General features: G+C 60.9%; 22 protein-coding genes. 8 read left to right on the top strand and 14 right to left on the bottom strand.

Going from position 1 to position 21,253, the window contains the following annotated elements; translation table 11 throughout:
• Positions 1 to 43: 43 nt before the first annotated feature.
• Positions 44 to 1,609 (bottom strand): HAMP domain-containing sensor histidine kinase, encoded by a 1,566-nt coding sequence (locus WDN02_RS15540; protein WP_337294347.1) that lies wholly within the window; start codon positions 1,607 to 1,609, stop codon positions 44 to 46.
• 265 nt (positions 1,610 to 1,874) lie between these two features.
• On the opposite strand from WDN02_RS15540, the gene WDN02_RS15535 reads away from it, so the two are divergent.
• Together WDN02_RS15535 and WDN02_RS15530 are read left to right on the top strand one after the other, a co-directional pair.
• Positions 1,875 to 2,705: an MBL fold metallo-hydrolase gene (locus WDN02_RS15535; protein WP_337294346.1), complete on the top strand. Its 831-nt coding sequence runs from the start codon at positions 1,875 to 1,877 to the stop codon at positions 2,703 to 2,705.
• Entirely contained in the window at positions 2,683 to 3,321 is a 639-nt protein-coding gene (locus WDN02_RS15530) for a uracil-DNA glycosylase family protein (protein ID WP_337294345.1), read from the top strand. The genes WDN02_RS15535 and WDN02_RS15530 overlap by 23 nt, the downstream gene beginning before the upstream one ends.
• Here WDN02_RS15530 and WDN02_RS15525 read toward each other — a convergent pair.
• Together WDN02_RS15525 and WDN02_RS15520 are read right to left on the bottom strand one after the other, a co-directional pair.
• Positions 3,318 to 4,010 (bottom strand): TerC family protein, encoded by a 693-nt coding sequence (locus WDN02_RS15525; RefSeq protein WP_337294344.1) that lies wholly within the window; start codon positions 4,008 to 4,010, stop codon positions 3,318 to 3,320. The genes WDN02_RS15530 and WDN02_RS15525 overlap by 4 nt on opposite strands.
• Positions 4,007 to 4,699 carry a peptidase C15 gene (locus WDN02_RS15520; protein WP_337294343.1) on the bottom strand — a complete coding sequence of 231 codons (693 nt, stop codon included), beginning with the start codon at positions 4,697 to 4,699 and terminating at the stop codon, positions 4,007 to 4,009. Before WDN02_RS15520 ends, WDN02_RS15525 begins: the two co-directional genes overlap by 4 nt.
• 148 nt (positions 4,700 to 4,847) lie before the next feature.
• Here WDN02_RS15520 and WDN02_RS15515 point away from each other — a divergent pair, with 148 nt between their 5' ends.
• A complete protein-coding gene (locus WDN02_RS15515) occupies positions 4,848 to 5,159 on the top strand; it encodes an STAS domain-containing protein (protein WP_337294342.1) in 312 nt (103 codons plus the stop codon).
• A 3-nt stretch (positions 5,160 to 5,162) separates the two neighbouring features.
• Here WDN02_RS15515 and WDN02_RS15510 read toward each other — a convergent pair whose 3' ends face one another.
• From WDN02_RS15510 to WDN02_RS15485, 6 genes are all read right to left on the bottom strand, one after another.
• Positions 5,163 to 6,443: a glycerate kinase gene (locus WDN02_RS15510; protein ID WP_337294341.1), complete on the bottom strand. Its 1,281-nt coding sequence runs from the start codon at positions 6,441 to 6,443 to the stop codon at positions 5,163 to 5,165.
• Positions 6,444 to 6,559: 116 nt separating this feature from the next.
• The gene (locus WDN02_RS15505) at positions 6,560 to 7,009 is read right to left on the bottom strand and encodes an Rrf2 family transcriptional regulator (RefSeq protein WP_337294340.1); all 450 of its coding nucleotides are present in this window, start codon (positions 7,007 to 7,009) and stop codon (positions 6,560 to 6,562) included.
• A gap of 119 nt (positions 7,010 to 7,128) precedes the next feature.
• A complete protein-coding gene (locus tag WDN02_RS15500; protein WP_337294339.1) occupies positions 7,129 to 8,994 on the bottom strand; it encodes an ABC-F family ATP-binding cassette domain-containing protein in 1,866 nt (621 codons plus the stop codon).
• A 63-nt stretch (positions 8,995 to 9,057) separates the two neighbouring features.
• On the bottom strand, positions 9,058 to 9,465 hold the full coding sequence (locus tag WDN02_RS15495) for a nuclear transport factor 2 family protein (protein WP_337294338.1): 408 nt from the start codon (positions 9,463 to 9,465) through the stop codon (positions 9,058 to 9,060).
• Between the two features lie 37 nt (positions 9,466 to 9,502).
• Positions 9,503 to 10,354 (bottom strand): DJ-1/PfpI family protein, encoded by an 852-nt coding sequence (locus tag WDN02_RS15490; protein WP_337294337.1) that lies wholly within the window; start codon positions 10,352 to 10,354, stop codon positions 9,503 to 9,505.
• 42 nt (positions 10,355 to 10,396) lie between these two features.
• Positions 10,397 to 11,338 (bottom strand): DJ-1/PfpI family protein, encoded by a 942-nt coding sequence (locus tag WDN02_RS15485; protein ID WP_337294336.1) that lies wholly within the window; start codon positions 11,336 to 11,338, stop codon positions 10,397 to 10,399.
• 264 nt (positions 11,339 to 11,602) lie between these two features.
• Here WDN02_RS15485 and WDN02_RS15480 point away from each other — a divergent pair, with 264 nt between their 5' ends.
• Positions 11,603 to 12,622 carry an MBL fold metallo-hydrolase gene (locus tag WDN02_RS15480; RefSeq protein WP_337294335.1) on the top strand — a complete coding sequence of 340 codons (1,020 nt, stop codon included), beginning with the start codon at positions 11,603 to 11,605 and terminating at the stop codon, positions 12,620 to 12,622.
• On the opposite strand, the gene WDN02_RS15475 is transcribed toward WDN02_RS15480, so the two are convergent.
• Both WDN02_RS15475 and WDN02_RS15470 read right to left on the bottom strand, forming a co-directional pair.
• On the bottom strand, positions 12,562 to 13,992 hold the full coding sequence (locus tag WDN02_RS15475; RefSeq protein WP_337294963.1) for an IS5 family transposase: 1,431 nt from the start codon (positions 13,990 to 13,992) through the stop codon (positions 12,562 to 12,564). The genes WDN02_RS15480 and WDN02_RS15475 overlap by 61 nt on opposite strands.
• A 409-nt stretch (positions 13,993 to 14,401) precedes the next feature.
• Complete coding sequence (locus tag WDN02_RS15470) at positions 14,402 to 15,463, bottom strand: NAD(P)-dependent alcohol dehydrogenase (protein WP_337294334.1); 1,062 nt, start codon at positions 15,461 to 15,463, stop codon at positions 14,402 to 14,404.
• A gap of 280 nt (positions 15,464 to 15,743) precedes the next feature.
• Here WDN02_RS15470 and WDN02_RS15465 point away from each other — a divergent pair, with 280 nt between their 5' ends.
• The 4 genes from WDN02_RS15465 (at position 15,744) to glpX (ending at position 19,057) form a co-directional block, all read left to right on the top strand.
• A complete protein-coding gene (locus tag WDN02_RS15465; RefSeq protein WP_337294333.1) occupies positions 15,744 to 16,142 on the top strand; it encodes a heme-binding protein in 399 nt (132 codons plus the stop codon).
• Between the two features lie 101 nt (positions 16,143 to 16,243).
• Positions 16,244 to 16,657: a dihydrofolate reductase gene (locus WDN02_RS15460; RefSeq protein WP_337294332.1), complete on the top strand. Its 414-nt coding sequence runs from the start codon at positions 16,244 to 16,246 to the stop codon at positions 16,655 to 16,657.
• Positions 16,658 to 16,754: 97 nt separating this feature from the next.
• Positions 16,755 to 18,059, top strand: coding sequence for a homoserine dehydrogenase (locus tag WDN02_RS15455; protein ID WP_337294331.1), 1,305 nt, complete (start codon positions 16,755 to 16,757; stop codon positions 18,057 to 18,059).
• An 8-nt stretch (positions 18,060 to 18,067) separates the two neighbouring features.
• Entirely contained in the window at positions 18,068 to 19,057 is a 990-nt protein-coding gene (gene glpX / locus WDN02_RS15450) for a class II fructose-bisphosphatase (RefSeq protein ID WP_337294330.1), read from the top strand.
• A 4-nt stretch (positions 19,058 to 19,061) separates the two neighbouring features.
• Here the strand turns inward: glpX and WDN02_RS15445 are convergent, their stop codons facing one another.
• From WDN02_RS15445 to glp, 3 genes are all read right to left on the bottom strand, one after another.
• A complete protein-coding gene (locus WDN02_RS15445) occupies positions 19,062 to 19,505 on the bottom strand; it encodes a hypothetical protein (RefSeq protein WP_337294329.1) in 444 nt (147 codons plus the stop codon).
• Between the two features lie 102 nt (positions 19,506 to 19,607).
• Positions 19,608 to 19,913 (bottom strand): GlsB/YeaQ/YmgE family stress response membrane protein, encoded by a 306-nt coding sequence (locus tag WDN02_RS15440; RefSeq protein ID WP_337294328.1) that lies wholly within the window; start codon positions 19,911 to 19,913, stop codon positions 19,608 to 19,610.
• 94 nt (positions 19,914 to 20,007) lie between these two features.
• On the bottom strand, positions 20,008 to 21,252 hold the full coding sequence (gene glp / locus WDN02_RS15435) for a gephyrin-like molybdotransferase Glp (RefSeq protein ID WP_337294962.1): 1,245 nt from the start codon (positions 21,250 to 21,252) through the stop codon (positions 20,008 to 20,010).
• Between the last annotated feature and the right edge of the window lies 1 nt (position 21,253).

Below are 21,253 nucleotides of genomic sequence, written 5' to 3'. Positions count from 1 at the left end.
GAAAAATCGATCGCACGTCCGGGGGTCGTAGTGAGGCGCGTGGCTAGGCGGCGCTGCGCGCCTGACGCGCGGCGGACGGTTCCGGCGGCATGGGCTCGGCGGGTTCGTCCAGATCGAGCTGTGGGAGCGCGTCCATCACGCGCTCCGGCGGGAAGATCACGATAACCTCAGTTCCCTCGCGGACGCGCGATTTCAGCGTAAACGTGCCGCCGTGCAATTCAACGAGGCCCTTGACGATGGGAAGCCCGAGACCCGAACCTTCTTCGGCATTTTTCTGCGCCAGCGTGCCGCGCCCGAACGACGACATGACGACCGGAATTTCGTCTTCCGGAATTCCGGGCCCTGTGTCCTTGACCGAGAAATACTGGCCGCCGGTTGAAGTCCAGCCCACTTTGATCGTCACCGTTCCACCCTGAGGCGTAAATTTCACGGCGTTCGACAGAAGGTTGATCGCAACCTGACGGACGGCACGCTGATCCGCCCAGATACGCGGCAATCCTGCTTCGGAAGATTCGGTGATCGTGATGTCGCGTTTCTTCGCCCGCAAGGCGATCAGATGGCGGCACTCGTCCATGATAGCATTGAGCGCGACCGGCTCAGCCTTCAATTCATAGCGTCCGGCTTCGACGCGTGACAGATCGAGAATCTCATTGATCAGCGTCAGCAAGTGCTGGCCGCTTGAGTGAATGTCTTTTGAATATTCCTTGTAGGAGGGCACCTTGTGGGCGCCGAACAGCTCCGCCTGCATGACTTCGGAAAACCCGAGAATGGCATTGAGCGGCGTGCGCAGTTCATGACTCATCGTCGCGAGGAAGCGAGACTTCGCCAGATTGGCTTCCTCAGCACGCCGACGCGCGACGTCGCTGTTGATCTTGGCCTGTTCGAGTTCAGCGATCAGTTCGTCTTTTTCCGCCTCGAAGGAGAGCGAGTCGATCGAGCGTGCATAAAGTTTTTTGGCGAGGACGGCGGAATAAAGCAGTGTGCTGCAAGCAAGTACGGCCAGGGGGATTGTGCGATCGTCCAAACTAGCCGGCCATAAGAACGCGACGGCGGCCACCGTCATTGGTGCGAGGCCGGCATAGACGGCAACCGGAATCGAAGCGGTGATCGTCGCGTTCATCGCTGCGACAAGTAGCAGCATGACCAGTACAAATGTGCGAGCGCTCGGATCGGGAGTATCACCGATCAATGACACCATCTGCGCCCAGACGATACCCTGAATGACCTCGGCGATGACGAAATTGCCGCGCCAATTGCCGACATTGACGCGCGCCGGCTCCAGCGACAGAAATTTCCCGGCGAGCCAATACAGAACGGCGGTCGTGATCAGATCAAGGCCAACCCATGCAATCAGCCGCGCGGGTGTGGCCCAGGCAAGGGCAACCAGCGCCGCGACCAGGCCGTAAAGCATAAATGCGAGCGTTGAGCCCTTGCGTGCCTTCGCGTAGAGCTGGAGCAATTCGACATCGAACGCGCGATGGCCGGAACCCGCCGAAGTAAGCTTTTCACGCGCTTCGCGGACTTTTGCAGCCAGCCGTCGTCGTTCGGTCGCGACCTTCGGGTCGGCGCCGCGTCCTCGCTCGATCATCTCGGCGGTGACTTCGGTCATCCTTGGCAAAATCCGTCGATTTGTAGAACCGCGCGCAAGTTTTCGTTAGAGTGTGATCAGGAAAGATTAACGGTCGCCTCATGAATTCGTTAAGATCGAGTCAATCTGGCCTCCTAAGATCGTTAATGTCTGCTGTGTCATCCCGCACATCGTGCATTTCAAATATTGGTTAAATATATGCTTCAGCCGAGTTACCCGTGCCGGAGGGGCGCGAAAAAGCGTAAGCGCGTTCGCGAGTTAATGTCTCAACTTCCTGGACGAAGCGATGTCGTTTTTTTCGAAGCTTGTTGCAAATTTCCATGTTGATTCCGGCGATGATGAGCAACCCCGCGATTTCGCCCCGCTCGACGATATGAAGGTCACGATCGTCGGTTCAGGGGATGCCTTCGGCTCGGGCGGGCGGGCGCACACCTGCATCCGGATTGACGCCGCAGCGACCACCGTATTGGTGGATTTCGGCTCCGGTTCGATGATCGCTTGGCAGAAGCTCGGTTTCGATAGCAACGACATCGATGCGATCGTGGTGAGCCATCTGCACGGCGACCATTTTGGCGGCATCCCGGCACTTCTGTTGCACGCTCAGTTCGTTGCCGGACGGCGTAAGCCGCTTCTGATCGTTGGGCCGTTTGGTCTCAAGGAGCGGCTGCAGGAAGTCTTCGATCTGCTTTTCCCCGGCAGCGCGGCGATCGAATGGGATTTCGACTGGCGCGTACAGGAGATTTCGGGCGGCGAAACGGCGACGGTGGCGGGGCTTGGACTGGAGACTTTCGACGTCATCCATTCACCGGGAAGTCGTCCGACGGGCATTCGGCTTTCGGACGGCAAACACGTGTTTGCGTATTCAGGCGACACGGCCTGGACAGACGTCTTGAACCTCATTGCTGCTGACGCTGACCTCTTCATCGTTGAATGTTCGTCCGGCGACGAGCCCGTGCCGAATCATTTGCATTGGCAAGAGCTCAAGGGCAAGCTCAAGGGCTTCACCGCCAAACGCATCGCCGTTACGCATATGGGCCCGTCCGCTATTGCCAAAATCCCTGAAATGCAGGCCGCCGGACTTATCGTCGCCAAAGATGGACTCAGTCTCAACCTCTGACCTCGATGCCTACGCGGCCCGCATTCGCGCCTGCCGCTATTGCCGCGATTTGCCTGAACCGATGCGCCTGCCGCAGGAGCCACGGCCCGTGCTGCGCGTCTCGACGAGCGCGCGGCTGGTGCTCGCCGGGCAAGCGCCCGGCACACGCGTCAATAACACCGGCATTCCTTACAACGATCCCTCCGGCGATCGGCTTCGCGCCTGGATGAATGTCACGCGCGAGACTTTCTACGACGAGTCTCGTTTTGCCATTGTGCCGATGGGGTTTTGTTTTCCTGGACTGAATGCTGCGAAGGCGGATCTGCCGCCGCGTCGCGAGTGCCGCGTACTTTGGCACGACGCGCTTTTTGCGCTCATGCCGCAGGTCGCTTGCGTCGTCGCGATCGGCCGCTACGCACAGGACTATCATCTGACGCGGGCAGGGTATGCGGTGCCCAAAGGTGCATTGCTCGCCGATATCGTCGGCGATTGGGAGAGTCATGCGCGCTTGACGCCGCGGATCATCGCGCTGCCGCATCCGTCCTGGCGCAACAATGCCTGGATCACACGCAATCCGTGGTTCGAAAAAAATGTCTTGCCGCTGTTGCGCGCCGAAGTGGCGAAGGCGCTTGCCTAGACTGCTGTTTTTTCTCTTCGCGGCAGCATGAGCGCGATCAATATGACGAGCGCGGCGCCCGCGACTCCGCAAACCAGGATGAAATAGGGCCATTGCGCAATCGCCCAATGCGGCGATGGCCACATGCCGGTGGTGAACTCGTGGGCGATCATTTGGCCGGCGATGAAACCGAGCATCGCCGCGCCCAGCCAAATGAGCATGGGAAAGCGGTTGATCAATCCCAGCACAAGGCTCGATCCGAAAATGATGAGCGGAATCGAGAGGCCAAGTCCGAAGAGAATCAGGAGCGGCGAACCTTTCGACGCGGCGGCGATTGCGATGACATTATCGAGCGACATCACAGCATCGGCGACAGCGATGACTCGCACAGCGGCGAAGATGGACGTCTGCTCGACAATAGCCTTTTTGCTTCGCTCGTCACGCGCAAGCTTGACGGCGATCCAGAGGAGCAGCAAGCCACCGAACAATTTTATGAATGGCAAGCCAAGCAGGTCTGCAAAGAGGAGTGTGAATATCATCCGGAGGCCGATGGCCACAGCCGTGCCGAGGATTATACCTCTGAGGCGCTGCTCTTTCGGCAGACCGGCGCAGGCGAGCGCGATGACCACCGCATTGTCGCCGGACAAAAGCACGTCGATCCAAATGATTTCGAGGATTGGAACGATGAAATTCGAAAGGGCAGGACTCATGCCACCGCTTTCGCGCGGCGAATTACGCCGGCGCTGATGGATTTACGCGTGTTGTCCGGTGTGGAGGTGGCGAGTGAATTCACCTGGCGAACATGCAGCACGAGCGCAACAATCGCAATCTCCGCGGCCGCGACAATGTGATCGAAGCTGACCTGCGATGCGTTTCGTGGCCCCGCTGGAAAAGGGATATGGATAAAACCGGCAGGCAGATTCTTCCGGCTTCGCAATGTTTCATAGAGCGTCGCATTGCATAAATAAGCCCCGGCATCGCATGAGGTCTCGGCGGCAATGCCGCCGGCGCGAATACGTGCGGCGATTCCGGCGGCAGGAATTCTCACGGCGAGACTCTTATCCGCTTTGCCGTCGAGTAGTTCCGACGGCGGCCTGTCGCCTTGCGCATCCGGCGCGCTGCGATTGGCATGATTGCGGGCGCGGGTCTCGACCGAAATGATCTTCCGGCGGGTGGCGACGCCGAAATGCAGGATAGCGTCGGGGGCGGTGTCAGCCGCCAATGCCGAGAGCCGCGCTGCGAGACCGTGATAAGCGACTGGCAGAACATGCGTTTCAAGGTGGATGCCCAATAGCTCGAAATGGCCGCGGCGCGTTCGCAAAGCCGTCATAAGCGGCGCTGAAGGATTGTCTTTCACGCCAGGAAACGGGCCGAAGCCCGTAACGAGAATCCTGCTCATGGCTGCAAACGCCCCGCAAGGTCACGTTTTGGAAAGGCTGTCTGCAAAAAAGCGCGGCCCATGTGCCAGAAGCTACGGCAAACGGAAGCAGCTGGTAACTTCCACCCGCCAAGTTCACGCCGAGTATGCGTAAGAATGGAGCAATGGCGTGGCGGAATGGGCGGACGATCATGACCAGGCAGCAAGCCTTTCCCTAGATCCAGTTTTGGATATCAAGGCTGTCTCGCTGCTGGCCGAAAATCTTTTGGCTCGTCGCGGCAGCGATATCGTCATCAATGCGGGGCAAGTCGAGCGGTTCGGCGCGCAGTCGCTCCAGGTTTTGCTGTCGGCGGTCGCGACGTGGCGTGCCGACGGGCATTTGCTCGAATTTGCGAACCCGTCCGAGACTTTCATCGAAGGCCTGCGGGTTTTCGGTGTCGATGCGGAAAGCTGGTTACAACACCCGCACGTGGCCGGTTGAGTCTCAGGCTCCGGCCGCTTCCGGCGTAATGAGAATCGCGCGAAAATCATTGACGTTCGTCAGCGTCGGACCCGTGACGACGCTGTCGCCTAGGGCTTCGAAGAAGCTGTGTCCGTCGTTGTTCGCCAATGAATCCGGCGGCTTGATTCCGAGCTTCCACGCGCGGGCAAGTGTGTCCGGGCTGAGATAGGCGCCGGCAATATCTTCGAGCCCGTCGACACCATCGGTATCGCCCGCCAGGGCATGAATGCAGGGATGGCCCGCGAGCGCGACGCCAAGCGACAGCAGAAATTCGACATTGCGGCCGCCGCGACCGTTGCCGCGCACCGTCACCGTAGTCTCGCCGCCGGACAGGATGAGGCAAGGGACGGTGAAGGGCTGGTTATGCCGCGCGATTTGCCGGGAGATGGCCGCCATGACTTTGCCGACATCGCGCGCTTCGCCTTCGATATCGTCGCTGAGGATGTGAACCGTGTAGCCGTGCTTACGGCCGACGTCTGCCGCGGCTTCGAGCGCCATTTGCGGCGTGGCGATCATATGGATTTCGCTGTTTTTCAAACGCGGGTCGCCGGGCTTGATGCTTTCGCCACGTCCGCTGGCGAGGACATCGCGCACTTTGTCGTTCATCTCGATGCCGTAGCGGGTGAGTATGGTCAGCGCGTCCTGGCAGGTGGTCGAGTCGGCGATCGTCGGGCCGGAGCCGATATCGACGGGTTCGTCGCCGGGCACATCCGAGATCAGCAGCGTCACGAGCTTGGCCGGGTGGCAGGCGACAGCGAGCCGTCCGCCCTTGATGGCGGAGAGATGCCGGCGCACGCAGTTCATCTCACTGATCGTCGCGCCACATTTGAGCAGCGCCTTGTTCAGCGTTTGCTCGTCACTGAGTTCCAAGCCTTCGAGCGGCAGCGGCAGGAGCGCGGAGGCACCGCCGGAAATGAGGCAGATGACGAGATCGTTTTCCGTCAGCCCCTGAACGGCGGCCAATAGGCGCTTCGAACCGGCGAGGCCGGCTGCGTCGGGCACTGGGTGGCTCGCTTCCAAAACTTCGATGTCGCGGGTCGGCAGATGATGACCGTAGCGGGTGACGACGACGCCCGACAATTTGCCCGTCCACGCCGCCTCGACGGCGCGCGCCATGGAGGCCGCGCCCTTGCCAGCGCCGATGACGATCGTCCGGCCCTTTGGCGGCGGCGGCAGATATTGGGCGAGAACGCGTGCCGGATCGGCGGCGGAGACGGCGGCGTCAAACAGCGACCGGAGCAAAACCTTTGGTTCAACTGACATCTTAAGAAAACCGCCCTTTTATTTGTTTTATAAGCTTATTATAGCCACACAAATGCGGCCGGCCGCGACAGCCGGTTTAGCCGATCATTTCCGGCTAGTCCTGCCGCGTCGAGGCGTCAGATCGTATAGGTGAATTCCTGCTCGCCGCTCAAGGCCAGAGCACGCATATCGGCCAGCGTCCGATTGTCCAGAACCTGCGTGATCGCCTCGCGCGCCTGCAGCATCAGCAGCCGGACGCCACAGGTTGTCTCATCGGTGCAGTCGTCGCAGCGTCGGTAGGCGGTTTTGCTCGCGCATTGGATTGGCGCCAAGGGCCCGTCGAGGACTCGGATGATATGGCCGACGCGGATATCCTGCGCCGGGCGGGCGAGCGTATAGCCGCCGCCTTTGCCCTTTTTCGAGTTGACGAAGCCGGCGTTGCGCAACTCGCCGAGGATCGTATCGAGAAACTTCTTCGGAATGTCGTTGATCGTCGCAATGTCGGTTACGAGGGACGGCTCGCCCGGCGGATAGCCGGCGAGGTGCACCATCGCCTTGAGCCCGTATTTTCCTTTTTTTGTCAACATGTTCTGACTTTGCGGAAGGTATGCGTTTCCGCATAGGAAACGCTTTATGCATTGTCCACTAAATTTATGATCAGAATCGAGAAATGCCAGCCTAGCACGAGTTTTTAGCCGCGCCCAAGTTACCGTGCCGCAAGTTCGACTTCCGCGGAAAGCTGCAGCCATTCGTCTTCGGCGGCTGCAAGCGCCTTCGCAAGGTCGCCACGCTGGCGGGCGAGCTGCGCTGCGTGACCGGGCGAAGCCGCGAAAGCATCGGGTGTCATTAAAGCCTTGTCGACGCGGGCGAGCAGATCCTGGAACTTGGCGATTTTCTCCTCAGCCGCCACGACGCGCTTCTTGAGCGGCGGCGCCTTGGCCGGGCGCGGCGGAGGCGGCGTTTCGGAGCTTTCCTCCGGTTTCGCCTTCGTCCGCGCAGGCGTGTCGCCGCGGGCGGACAGCACGAGGCGCTTGTAATCGTCCATCGTGCCATCGAAGGACGCGACGCGGCCGTCGCCGACGACCCAGAGCCGGTCGGCGCAGGCATCGAGCAGATAACGATCGTGCGAGACGAGGATGACCGCGCCCTGATATTCGTTGATCGCTTCGATTAAAGCGGCGCGGCTGTCGATGTCGAGATGGTTCGTCGGCTCGTCGAGGATCAACAGATGCGGGCCGTTGAAGGCCGCGAGGCCCATCAGGAGGCGCGCCTTCTCGCCGCCGGACAGCAGCGCGATTTTGGTATCCGCCTTGACGTTGGGAAAGCCGAGCTGCGCGCAGCGGCCGCGGATCTTCGCCTCCGGCTCGCCGCGCATCAATTCGGCGACACATTGATAGGGCGTCGCCCCTTCGTTCAGATCATCGACCTGATGCTGCGCGAAAAAGCCGACATCGAGCTTCGCGCTGCGCTCGACAAGGCCTTCCATCGGCGCAAGCCGCCCGGCGACGAGCTTGGCAAAGGTCGATTTACCGTTGCCGTTCGAGCCGAGCAGGCCAATGCGATCGTCTTCGGCGATAGTGAGTGACAGTTTCTGCAACACACGGGTATCGCCATAGCCGGCGACGGCGTTTTCCATGCGCAGGATCGGCGGCCGCAGCGGCTTCTGCGGCGAGGGCAAGACGAAGGGCTGAACGTCGCCATCGACGATCGCAGCGACCGGTTCCATCTTGGCCAGCATCTTGATGCGTGCCTGCGCCTGTTTGGCCTTGGTGGCCTGGGCGCGGAAGCGATCCACGAAGGCCTGAAGATGCGCGCGCTGCGCGTCCTGCTTCTTCTTCTGCTTCGACAGGGCCGCCTGCTGTTCGCGCCGCTGGCGCTCGAAACCCTCGTAATTGCCGCGCCAGAGGGTCAACTTGGCCTGATCGAGATGCAGGATATGGTCGGCGACAGCGTCGAGCAGGTCGCGATCATGGCTCACGACAAGGATCGTCGCCGGATAGCGGGCGAGATAATCGATGAGCCAGAGCGTGCCTTCGAGATCGAGGTAATTGGTCGGCTCGTCGAGGAGCAGCAGGTCCGGCGCCGAAAAGAGCACGGCCGCCAGTGCCACCCGCATCCGCCAGCCGCCGGAAAATTCGGACAGCGGTCGGCCCTGCGCCTCGTGATCGAAACCCAAACCGGCAAGAATATGCGCGGCGCGCGAGGGCGCGGCATGGGCGTCGATATCGACAAGCCGCGTCTGAATCTCGGCGATGCGATGAGGATCGGTCGCCGTCTCGGCTTCGTCGAAGAGAGCAGCGCGCTCGGTGTCGGCGGCGAGGACGAAATCGAGGAGGGTGGTTGGGCCACCCGGCGCTTCCTGTTCGACGCGGCCGATCCGCATCTGTTTTGGTACCGAGATCGTGCCGGAATCAGGCGCCAGATCGCCGGCGATCATATTGAACAGGGTGGTCTTGCCGGTGCCGTTGCGGCCGACGAAGCCGATCCGCGCCCGTTCGGGGAGGGCGGCTGTCGCTTTATCGAAGAGAACGCGGGGGCCGAGGCGGTAGGTTAATTCACTAATATGCAGCATCGGCGGGTTTTGACGCGATGCAGCGAAGATGGCAAGCCAAAGTCATTCCGGCCTGCCTACGACCTAGCCGAACGAGACGGGGCCGACCGCGCCGATCCAATGGCGCACCTTGGCATGGTCTTTTTCATCCATGTAGAAGAAATGCGTCATTGTCGGATGGACGCTGGGCCCGGGCCCATTGTCGGGTGTCATGTCGACGACTCCATGGAATATTTTCAGAAATCCACCGTCCCAATATTCGGCCACATGATGCAGGGCGGTGAAACCCGTGTCGATGAAGGCCTTCAGGTTCGCGCGAATGGCTTCGCGTCCGTGCCAGTCCGCCACACCAAGATTGCAAACGGCGTCCTGCATAAAACAGTCGAAGCCATTCCCGAATGTCTTGTTGTCGATCTCTTTCCACATATCGAGCAGCCAGCGCGGCGGCTCCTTCTTAGTGAAGGTCACCTGCTTAGTGAAGGTCACCTGCATTGTCATATCTCCTGATTTTCGTGAGTGCGCGCCGCGCTTAAAGCGGCTCAGCGACGCTGAGCTGTCTTGCAATTTCCCGCGCCGTCGAGAGCCGCGCTTCGGTTAGCGGACGGTAGGCGGCAGTGACCGACGTCAGCACGTCGCGCGGCGCGGTCTCAGGTGTGCCCGCGTGGAATGGCGGATCAGGCGCATATTGGATATCGAGCTGGATGTGTTGCGCTTCGGCGTCTCCGCGCAGCAAAGCCGCGACCGTCAGCGCGCCATCGATGCCGGCCGTAACGCCGGCGGCGGTGATGATGTTGCCGTCGATAACGACGCGCTCGCGGACCGGGATAGCACCGAAATAGGGAAGTAGATCGAAGGCGGACCAATGCGTCGTCGCATGCCGTCCCTTCAAAACACCTGCTGCGCCGCAAATGAGCGCGCCGGTGCAAACGGAAAACAATGGCTTGCCAGCGGCAACATGGTCGCGAATGAGTCTCAGAACAGGTTCGTCATGCATCAAGGCCTGCTGGCCCGGGCCGCCCGGCACCTGAAGAAGATCGAGCGGCGGGACACCGTCAAGCGTAATGTCGGGCGTCAGGATCATCCCGCCGCGGTCACGAAAATTCCCTGGCTGCGTACCGATGACATGCACCTTGGCATTGGGCAGGCGCGACAGGACTTCGAACGGCCCCGTGAAGTCGATCTGATCCATGTTCGGGAAGATCAGGATGCCGATATTCAGAGGCTTATCGCGAAGCGCCGTAAAGGCTTCGGGCTTGGAGACGATCCCGGTATGCGCGAGCGTCACGCCCGGCACGCCGACCACAACCGCCGACAGGCCAAGGGCCGAGAGCTTCGCGAAAGTGCGACGATCGAGGCGTGCATCTTCATTATGGTTTATCATAGGACACCCATTGATTAGGGGGAAGGGAAAGCTGGTTTGCTGTCAGTTGTTGCGTGGCGCGGCGCGAGCGTCTGGCTTCAGCGATCGCTGCAAGGTTCGGCTGCTGCCGAATCCAACGGACGCCGCCACGGCTTCCTGATTGCCCGACAATTCCTGGACGCGGCGCCGCGCGGCCTCGATGCGTAATTGTCGGAGATATTCGCCGGGCGTCATCCCGGTCTGCTGCTTGAACAGACGCGTGAAATTGCGCGGGCTCATGTGGACGTAAGCCGCCATGTCCTCGACCCGCACAACGGATTGGAGATTATCCGGCATCCATTGTTGCAAGGACCGGATCGGATCGCGATCGGCCATGCGCAGCGCGAGCGCCGTGCTGAGTTGCGGCTGATCGCCTTGCCGCTGCAAAAAGACCACAAGATCGCGTGCCACGGCCTGAGAGACATCATGCCCGCAATCCGCTTCTACCAAAGCGAGTGCGAGATCGATCCCAGCGGTGATGCCGGCGGACGTGTAGATATCGCCGTCACGGACAAAAATAGGATCGCGCTCGACCGAAACATCTGGAAATGAATCCGCAAGCCTATCCAGATAGCGCCAATGGCTTGTCGCGTGGCGTCCCGCGAGGAGACCTGCGTGTGCGAGATAGAACGACCCCGTGCAGATCGATCCCATGCGCCGCGTGCGTGTCGCCGCATCGCGGAGCCAATCGAGGAAAGCAGGGTCAGCCTCGCCCGATACACCTTCGTCGCTGCCGGCGACCAGAACTGTATCGAGGGCCCCGATGAAATCGTGAACAGATCGTTCGCAGACGATTCCGAGACCGAACTTTGTCTCGACCTGCTTCTGCAATCCCGCAGAAACCACCGCTACATCATAAGTGCCGGGTCTCAGCCCTTCAGCGCGACAGAACACTTCCCATGGGCCTGTCACGTCCTGAAGTGTGACGCGGGGTGGGGCGATAATGAGAACTGTCTTGGGAGCCATGAGTGTCCGTCCCGCTTTGTCCTAACGCGATGAGGTTACGGCCATGCCATCTCGCGGGCCAGGACAAAAACCGGACAGATCGCGCCAACTTCGCTGTACGAGCTAAGGCTAAGCCACTTCTTTGCGCAGCGAGGCCGTATTGCTTTTCGCGTCTCGGGGTGAAACCTTGGCTCGCTCGGCCTGCTGACAACAAAAAGGATAACGCTCCACAAACTTCGCTGCCCCTCTCAACGGCTTCTCGCAGGCGAGACGAAGGAGGCACAAATGACTTTGCCAAACAATTCCATTTCAGCAGATCGCCGCGACGTTATTTGCAGCGGCGGGGCATTCGCCTTCAGCAGTTTCATTTCATTGCTATTCTCAACAAGCGAGACGGTCCGAGCCGCAGCCCTTCAAGCCAAGCCGCCGGAAATCGATCAACTGTCGGTTCGCATCGTGACCGACAGCTACCAAATGGCCGTTGCGCCGAACCTCAAAGTCGGGAACCTGGAAATAAAGCGCTTTGGATTTGCTATTGGCGATCATCCGCCGGAAAAAGCAATTCTGAGCGAGTTTGGGCTGTCGCTCCATGCGACATCGCAGATCGGCAGTGATTCACGCCGGGTGCTGATCGATTTCGGTTATACGCCACAGACGCTCTTGAACAATTTCGATCTTCTTGGCCTGGATCCGGGTTCGATCGACGCGCTTGTCTTGTCGCACGGGCATTACGATCATTTCGGCGGATTGGTCGGCTTCCTCGATCATTCCAAAGGAAGGCTCAAGCCAAAGCTACCGATCTTTCTCGGCGGTGAGGAATGTTTCTGTGCGCGCCAATGGGTAGCTCCTCCCATGAAAGGCGATTTTGGCGCCTTGAATCGAGATGCGATTGAGAAAGCCAATCTGTCGATCATGTTTGCGCCTGGACCCGCCGTCGTTGCCGATCATGGATTCACGACAGGACGAATTGAACTGACATCTTTCGAGAAAGTGCTTTCACCGAGCAAAATGAAGATCGGCAGGACAGGTTCGTTCGGTTGCTATCCCGAGGACTTCACTCAGGATGAGAGAGATAAGGGAATTATTCCGGACCAGTTTCGCCATGAGATCGCGACCGCCTTCAATTTGAAGGGACGGGGGCTGATTATATTAACCTCTTGTAGCCATCGCGGTTTGGTCAATACAATCAAGCAGGCGCAAGGCGCCTCCGGGGTCGAGAAGATTCACGCGATTGTCGGGGGTTTTCATCTCGCACCCCAAAAGGAAGAGTCGTCTGTGAAGAAGGCGTCCCAAGCGGTTTCGTAATGTGTTTCCGGGGCGTTTGCGGGGCTGATGGCGATCCAGATTGCGGACAACAAAAGGTTGAACCAGGCCAAGAGGCGGCGGAAGTTGTAGCCAGCGGCGGCGAGCACGGCGTTGATCGCGTCGCCGGCCTGTCCGGCAAGATAATTGCGGCCCATGCGATGTTCAGATTTGGCATGGCCGATGACCGGCTCGACGGCCGAGCGTCTTCGCATCTCGCGCTTGATGGCATCGGTCATGCGGCGCTTTTGGCCGGCGGTATAGACCTTGAAGCGGTGTTCCTGCGGCGCATTGTGACCTTTGTAGCCGGCGTCGGCGATAATGCGCTGAAGGGCGGCGCCGACGATGCGTTCGATGGCGGGAATGACGGTGGCAAGCGTATGGCCGTCATAGGGTTTGCCGGGCAGAGCCTTGGCGTGAACGATAAATTGGCCGCCTTTCGAGTGCGCGAGCGTCGTCGCGACCGAGACCTTCACGCCGAACTCGTAAGGCTTGTGCGCCTTGCCTTTGCCGATGCATTCGACCTCTGGCGCATGCAGGCTGAAGACGCGGAGATCGGCATCGGCCGGGGTGCCTTTGATGCGGCGCAGGTTCCTGTTCTGCGCGTGAACCCGGCGCGCCAGCATCAGCTCCTTAGCGAAGGCGTCTTCGAGCGGCGCGTGGGCTTTGATCTTGCGGGCGATGTCGCGGATGGTGCGGCCGAGCTGGGTCTTCAACGTCTTCAGCGCCCGCTTTGCCCGCTTGAAGTGCTTGGCATGCGCATAGCGCTGCTGCTGGATCAAAGCGAACTTGCCGACGCGCACATAGGATTGGCGCAGCCCGACGCCATGTTTCTTGGCGAGCCGCACCAGCCGCTCGCGCGCACGATGCATCAACCGCGCATCGGTCGGGAAGGCGACCGCCTTCGGCTGCACCGTCGTGTCGACAATGACCTTGGTGAAGTCGGCGGGTTTTGCTGCGCCAACGCGCGGCGCCGTTGCAAGGCTCTCCTGCAAAAGCGCGACGAGCCTTTCTTCACCCATCCTTTGCCGCCAGCGCGTGATCGAGGAGCGATCGAAGCGAAGCTTGTGGCGGAAAAACTCCTCGCCACAGAACAGCTGATAATAGGGGTTCTCGACCCAACGATCACACAAAACCTCGTCGGAAAGATCGTGCATGTGCTTCAGGATGGCGAGCCCCGCCATCAGCCTGGTCGCCAGCGGCGGATGTCCCGGCTTGTCGCTGTAGGCGGCACCGAAGCTTGTTTCGAGAAAGCCCCAATCGATCGCCCCGGCGAGCTTCGCGAGCGGATGGCTCATGTCGACGATCTGGTCGAGCCGGGCTTTGAAAAGATCCTTCTGCCCAGTCTCGCGCTGCTCTTTCGGCCGCATCAGAATCACCCTCCGCTTCGTCCCCGAAACGAAGAGAATCACGAGCAGAGCCGCCGATCAATTTGCAAGAAAACCCATCCCCAAGCCGCCAAATCCGGCAAAAACCAATACTGGCCGAGACCCAAAAATCACTCTTAATCAGTAGCTTGGTTGTTCTTCACGGACGACGGAAGATTACATTCGCGAGACGATCAAAGGGCTGGCCGCGGTCAACCCCGATTATGTCATTCCGCTCCATTGCAGCGGCGAATTGTTCTACGACATCATGAAGGCCGAACTGCCGACAAAACTGATCCGTGGTTATACCGGATCGGAGATCATTTTCCGCGCGTGAGGTTGCGCGCCTTGGCCTCTATTGCGTCATGGCCGGAACAAGTCCGGCCATGACGATTGAAAGAGCCCTGATAAATGATTACGCCGCTTCTTTGCGCAGCGAATCCATGTCGATGACGAAGCGGTATTTCACGTCGTTCTTGATGAGCCGCTCATAGGCTTCGTTGACCGTCTGGATGTCAACCATCTCGATGTCGGCGACGATGTTATGCTCGCCGCAGAAATCGAGCATCTCCTGCGTCTCTTTCATGCCGCCGATGGCGGAACCGGCAACGCTCTTGCGGCCCATGATGAGGCCGCCGCCTTGAACCGGCGGCTCGAGTTCGGTCAGGACGCCGACCAGCACCATCGCGCGATCGCGCTTCAGCAACGCAATATAGGGGTTGAGGTCGTGCGGCACCGGAACGGTGTTGAGCAGGAAGTCGAAACTCGCCGCGTGTGCCTGCATCGCCGCCGCATCGGTTGAGATCAAGACCTCGTCCGCGCCGAGCTTTTTCGCATCCTGCGCCTTGCCGGGCGATGTGGTGATCATCACCACATGCGCGCCGAGCGCCTTGGCGAATTTGATGCCCATGTGGCCGAGACCGCCGAGGCCGATGACGCCGACCTTCTGGCCCGGGCCCACATTCCAGTGCTTTAGCGGCGACCAGGTGGTGATGCCGGCGCAAAGCAGGGGCGCGACGGCCTTGAGATCGAGGTTTTCAGGCACTTTGGCCACGAAACGCTCCTCGACAACGATCTTCTCGGAATAGCCGCCGAAGGTCAGTTCCTTGCCGCTGCGATCCTTACAATTGTAGGTCCAGGTCGTGCCGTGTTCGCAATATTGCTCGAGATCGTCATTGCAGGCCGAACATTGACGGCATGAATCGACCATACACCCGACCGCGGCGAGATCGCCGGCCTTCAGCTTTTTGACATGCGCGCCGGTCGCGACGACCCGGCCGACGATCTCGTGACCCGGCACCATCGGATAGAGCGAATTGCGCCAGTCGTTGCGCGCCTGGTGCAGATCGGAATGGCAAATCCCGCAATAAAGAATTTCAATTTCAACGTCGTGCGGGCCGGGCGTCCGGCGCTCGAAGGTGAAGGGGGCCAACGGCGAACTTGCGTCGCGAGCGGCATAGCCGCGGACTTCTGTCATGGTCAGCTCTCGATTTTTGAGAATCCCGGCGCACCGGTCCCCGCGCTTGAAACGCAAAGGTCCAGCCAGTCGGCTTTTAGGAACCGGCGCAGAATAGTTCCGCGCACAGTGATCGAACAATCGCGAATTTGAGCATGGTTTGTTGAATATTGCTCAATAATCGTTTGGGTCGCGACCGTTTCCCCCGCGGCCTTCATCGCCGCGTCATCTCGCCGGGATGGCTTTAAGGCCGCGATCGTCTAAAAGACATTCGTCGAATACCTCCTCAGGAGAAATGTGCATGATTACGAGCGAAAAGGCCCATCGTGTCATCGCCGCTGGCGAAGCCAAGGCAAAAGAGATCGGTCAGCCGATGAACATTGCCGTCGTCGACGCCGGCACGAATCTCAAGGCTTTCACCCGGATGGATGGTGCGTGGCTCGGCAGCATCGATATCGCCATCAACAAGGCCTTCACCGCCAAGGCCTTCGACATCTCCACCAAGGACCTCGGCCAGAACAGCCAGCCGGGTGATCAGTTCTATGGCATCCAAGAGTCGAACCACGGCCGGGTCATGATCTTCGCCGGCGGCCTGCCGCTGGTCGTCGACGGCAAGATCGTCGGCGCCGTTGGCGTCAGCGGCGGCAGCGGTGTGCAGGATCAATCCGTCGCCGAAGCGGCGGCGGCGGTTTGTAAATAATCAGGAGCGCGGCGCGGCGGCGAACCGCCGCGCATTATTTGAATTTGCGCGCGCCTTTACCTGCCGCCCGCAGCCGTTAAAAGCGCAGCGGGAGAGTTTTCATGCAAACCACTGACGTGCGCGCCGTCATCGCCATCGGCCTTCGCGGCCAGTTCGGCCTTCATGGCCGGCTACCGTGGGAAGGCAATCGCAGCCGCGAATTTGTTGCCGATGTCGAGCGGTTCTTCGATCTGACGCGCGGCCATGTCCTGATCATGGGCCACCGCACCTTCATCTCGGTGCCCGAATTCGCCTTCAGGGATCGCGACATCGTTGAAATCCACGCCTCCGACGACCCACGCGACGTGCTGGCGCGGTTTCGAGGCCGGTCTGTGTTCATCGGCGGCGGCCCCGTGGTCTATGCCGCCTATGCGCCCTTCATCCGCCATTGGGACATCAACCGCTTGCCCTATGATGGCGAGGCCGATCGCTGGTTCGATCCCGCCTGGCTCGTGGCGGGCGGCCATCCGGTCTAGCGCCGGCCTTTTGTTGATCGCCCCGGCGAAATGGGGCACAACCCGCCCAACATGACGGGCTGGCGCTCAAGCCGGCGATTCAGCAGAGATTTTTGCGATGTCTTCTCCCTTGCGTCTCGGCGTGGCCGGCCTCGGCACCGTGGGCGCTGCCCTCTTAAAACTTCTCGACCGTCAGGCTAACGCTTTGGCAGAGCGAACCGGACGCCGGATCGCGGTAATGGCTGTCTCCGCCCGGGATCGCAGCAAGGTCCGCGATCTCGATCTGGCGCGTTTTGAATGGTTCAGCGATCCGGTCGCTTTGGCGGGTTCTCCCGAGATCGACGTTTTCGTCGAATTGATCGGCGGCGCTGACGGCGTGGCGCGCGCCGCGGTCGAGGCCGCCTTGCAGGAGGGCAAAGCCGTCGTGACCGCTAATAAGGCGCTGCTGGCGAAGCACGGGCTGCATCTCGGCAAACTGGCCGAATCGAAGGGCGCCGCGCTTGGCTTCGAAGCCTCGGTCGCCGGTGGCATACCGATCATCAAGACGCTGCGCGAAAGCCTCGCAGGCAATTCAATCTCGCGCGTCTATGGCATCCTGAATGGCACTTGCAATTACATCCTCTCGCGGATGGAGACAGAGCAGCTTTCCTTCGCGCAATGTCTCGCCGAGGCGCAAAGGCTCGGCTATGCCGAGGCTGACCCGTCCTTCGACATCGGCGGCTATGATACGGCGCATAAACTTGCGATCCTGACGGCGCTTGCCTTCGGCACCGAGATCGCGCCCGATTCCATCGCCGTAGAAGGCATCGAGCAGATCACGCTCGCCGATATTTCGGCTGCCGCCGAGCTTGGCTACCGGATCAAGCTGCTTGGCGTCGCTGCCCGCACCGCAGCGGGGATTGAGCAACGCGTGCATCCGACGATGGTGCCGCGCTCGTCCGCCATCGCGCAGGTCATGGGTGTCACCAATGCGGTGACGATCGACGCCGATGCCGTGCAGGAACTGACGCTGGTCGGGCCGGGGGCGGGCGGGATGGCGACGGCATCATCGGTCGTTGCCGACATTGCCGACATTGCCCGCGGCCTGCACGTGCCGCCCTTCGGCCTGCCGATGGCGTCGCTGACGCCGCCGCGCCGCGCGGCGTTGCAGACGCACGAAGGCGGCTATTACATTCGGCTTTCGGTTTACGACCGGCCCGGCGCCGCGGCAGCGATTGCGACCCGCATGGCCGAGCGCACGATTTCGCTGGAGAGCATCGTCCAGCGCCGCCGTCCGGGCGAGCAGAAGGGCGCGTCGGCCGTGCCCGTGATCCTCATCACCCACGCGACGTCGGAGAAGTTGATTGGCGAAGCGTTGAAAGACGTGCTCGCCGACGGTTTCATCGCCGAACCGCCGCAGGTTATCCGCATCGAGCGCGAATAGGAGTTTTCGTGACTGATCTTATCGTCAAGGGCCAGGACATCATCGACCGTATCCTGACTCTCGAACTCGTCCGCGTCACCGAGCGGGCCGCGATTGCCTCCGCGCGCCTGCGCGGGCGCGGCGACGAAAAGGCCGCCGATCAGGCCGCCGTCGATGCGATGCGGCGCGAATTGCATCGGCTGCCGATCGACGGCACCGTCGTGATCGGCGAAGGCGAACGCGACGAGGCACCGATGCTCTTCATCGGCGAGAAGCTCGGAACCGGCGGGTCAGCGGTCGATATTGCAGTCGATCCGCTCGAGGGCACGACGCTCTGCGCACACGATATGCCGGGCTCGATTGCAGTGATGGCGATGGCGACCGGCGGAGCGCTTCTTCATGCCCCCGATGTTTACATGGAAAAAATCGCCGTCGGCCCCGGCTATCCGCAAGGCGTGGTCGATCTTGACAAAAGTATCGAAGAAAATGTTGCTGCGCTCGCCAAAGCGAAGGGTGTGTCGTCGAAAGAGATTTCTGTCCTGTTGCTGGACCGGCCGCGGCACAAGCCGATCCTCGAAGCCTGCCGCGAAATCGGCTGCCCAGTGCGGCTCATCCCCGATGGTGATGTCGCGGGCGTGATCTTCACGACGCGCCCGAATGAGACCGGTATCGACCTTTACGTCGGCATCGGCGGCGCGCCGGAAGGCGTGCTCGCGGCGGGCGCCTTGCGCTGTGTCGGTGGCCAGATGCAGGGCCGTCTCATTCTTGATACTGACGAAAAAATCGCGCGCGCGGCCCAGATGGGCGTCAAAGATCCGAAGCGCAAATATGATCTCACCGAGCTAGCGGCCGGGGACGTCATCGTGTCGCTAACCGGCGTCACCGATGGCGCGCTCGTGTCGGGCGTCAAATTCGACGAGGACGCCATCCGCACCGAAACCCTGATCTATCGTTCGACGACAGGCACAGTGCGCCGGATCGCCACCGAGCATCGGCAAAAGGCCCGCGGGCGCGCCTGAAGCGTTACGGACAGACCTTCACACCAATGGCAGCGGCCTGCTGCCAGGTCATTCGCGTGAAGCTGACCTTTTGCAGCGCGTGGTGGGCCGCGACCCAGCGTTTCACGTTGGCCGGATAATAGCTCGCAGCGTAATTGTTGAGATAGGCGGGAGCGAGTTTCCCGTCGATTGTCGCGCCGTGGAAATAAAGCACCGAGCCCTGGGTGACGCAGGCGCCTGAAATGCCAAGCAGCAGCGTACAAGACGAGAAACATTCGAGCGGCAGGCGATAAACATTATCGTTGCGGTGATGCTCGACGAATTCGATGCGGTTCAGCAGATTGCCGCCGTTATCCTGCTCGACGACATCGGGCAGGCGATTGGCCGATCGATCGAGAAGGCCGGCGGCTTGGATTGGGCTAGATAGCAGCGCAACTGCCGCAACGATCACCAAACCCAGAAACCGCATCGCGTCGTCTCCTGCTATCCGAACCTGCATTTCAGCAGATTCGGCAAGCAATGTCCGCGCCTCAGCGGTAGTTCGAGAGACGATCCACCAGCTTTAGATGGCTTAGAGCCAGCGGCGTGGGCCCGGTGCCGCCGGTCCGGCGTCGCCGCCCAGTCTGCTGGCGACCAAACGCCAGATCAGCAAAATGACCACAGCGCCAATCGTTGCGCCAATCAAACCGGCGCCTTGATCAATCCGATACCAGCCGACGGACTGGCCGATGAAAGTCGCCAGAAACGCGCCTGCGATGCCAAGCACAACGGTAAAAATGAAGCCGCCTGGCGTGTTCGGCGCTGACGAAAACCACCGCGCCAGCATGCCGGCGACGAAGCCGATGACGATAATCCAGATGATATGGCCCATGGTCATTCTCCCCAGTTCTGGTCGCGGATTCGGTCAAGCCAGCTTTTAAAAGAGCTTAAGCGGGCTTTTGGACCTGTCAATCTGACCGGCCGGGCAGGTTTTAGAGCAGAGCCGGCGACAGCTTGATGACTCGGCATGCGTCGCCAGCCGCCGCGACCGGTGCGTGAGGTGGTCGTACCAGCAGGCATTGGGATTGCGCGAAAACGCTTAAAAGCGAGGAATCCTGCACATCATGCGGCGTGGCGAGAAGCAGGCCATTCGTGTCACGACTCAGCTTGGCGCGCAGATAATCTTCGCGCGGGCCGTTTGGCTGCATCGGCGCGCCAAGAATTGCGGGTTCGGACGGATCGTCCGCCGCGCGCGGATCGCCATTCAACGCGCGCAGCAAGGGGATGAGAAAGAGCAGGGCGCAGACGATCGACGAGGCCGGATTACCTGGCAGCCCGAGGATCAGCATGTCGCCCAAGGGACCGGGAAGCCGCCCGTGAATCAGCGGTTTGCCTGGCCGCATCGCGATGCGCCAGAAGACCAGTTCCATGCCTTCGTTGGTGAGGGCTGACTGGACGAGATCATGCTTGCCGACCGAAGCCCCCCCAAGCGTCACGAGAACATCGGCTTCAGCCTGGCGTGCAGCGAGGACGGCCGTTTCGAGCGCGGCGAAATCGTCGCTGGCGATGCCAAGGTCGATCGGCTCGCCCCCCGCCTGTCGGACGAAAGCGGCGATGGCGAAGGAATTCGACGCAACAATTTGATCGGCGCTCGTCGCCTCTCCGGGCTGCACGAGTTCGTCGCCGGTCGCCAGGATTGCCACGCGGGGTTTCCGTGCGACAGCGACCTTGGAATGGCCGCCCGCCGCCGCGAGCGCGATGTCGATCGGGCCAAGCCGCGTGCCGGCGGGAAGCAGCACCTCGCCATCGGCGAAGTCGATGCCGATCTCACGGATATGCCGGCCTTCGACAACGGTTCGGCTCGCCGTGACTGTATCGCCGTCGAGCGTCGCGTCTTCCTGCATCAGCACGGCATCGGCGCCTTCCGGCACCGGCGCGCCGGTGAAGATGCGAACGGCCTCGCCGCGCTTCAGCGTTTCAGTAAAGCCGTGGCCAGCGGCGCTTTCGCCGATCAGCTTCAGGGTCGCAGGCAGCGATTCCAAATCCGCTGCCTTGAGAGCAAAACCGTCCATCGCCGAGGCGCGAAACGGCGGTTGCGTGCGCTGCGCGTAGAGCGGCTCGCTCAAAGTGCGCCCCAGTGCTTTAGCAAGCGGCACGCGCTCATTTCCCCGCGGGCCAGCGCCCGCAAGGACGCGCGCCCGTGCTTCGGCGACGGGAAGAAGTTTTTGTGCATCCATG

The organism is Methylovirgula sp., from assembly GCF_037200945.1.
Classification (GTDB): Bacteria; Pseudomonadota; Alphaproteobacteria; order Rhizobiales; family Beijerinckiaceae; genus Methylovirgula.
This window is presented reverse-complemented; position numbering and strand designations above follow the sequence as displayed.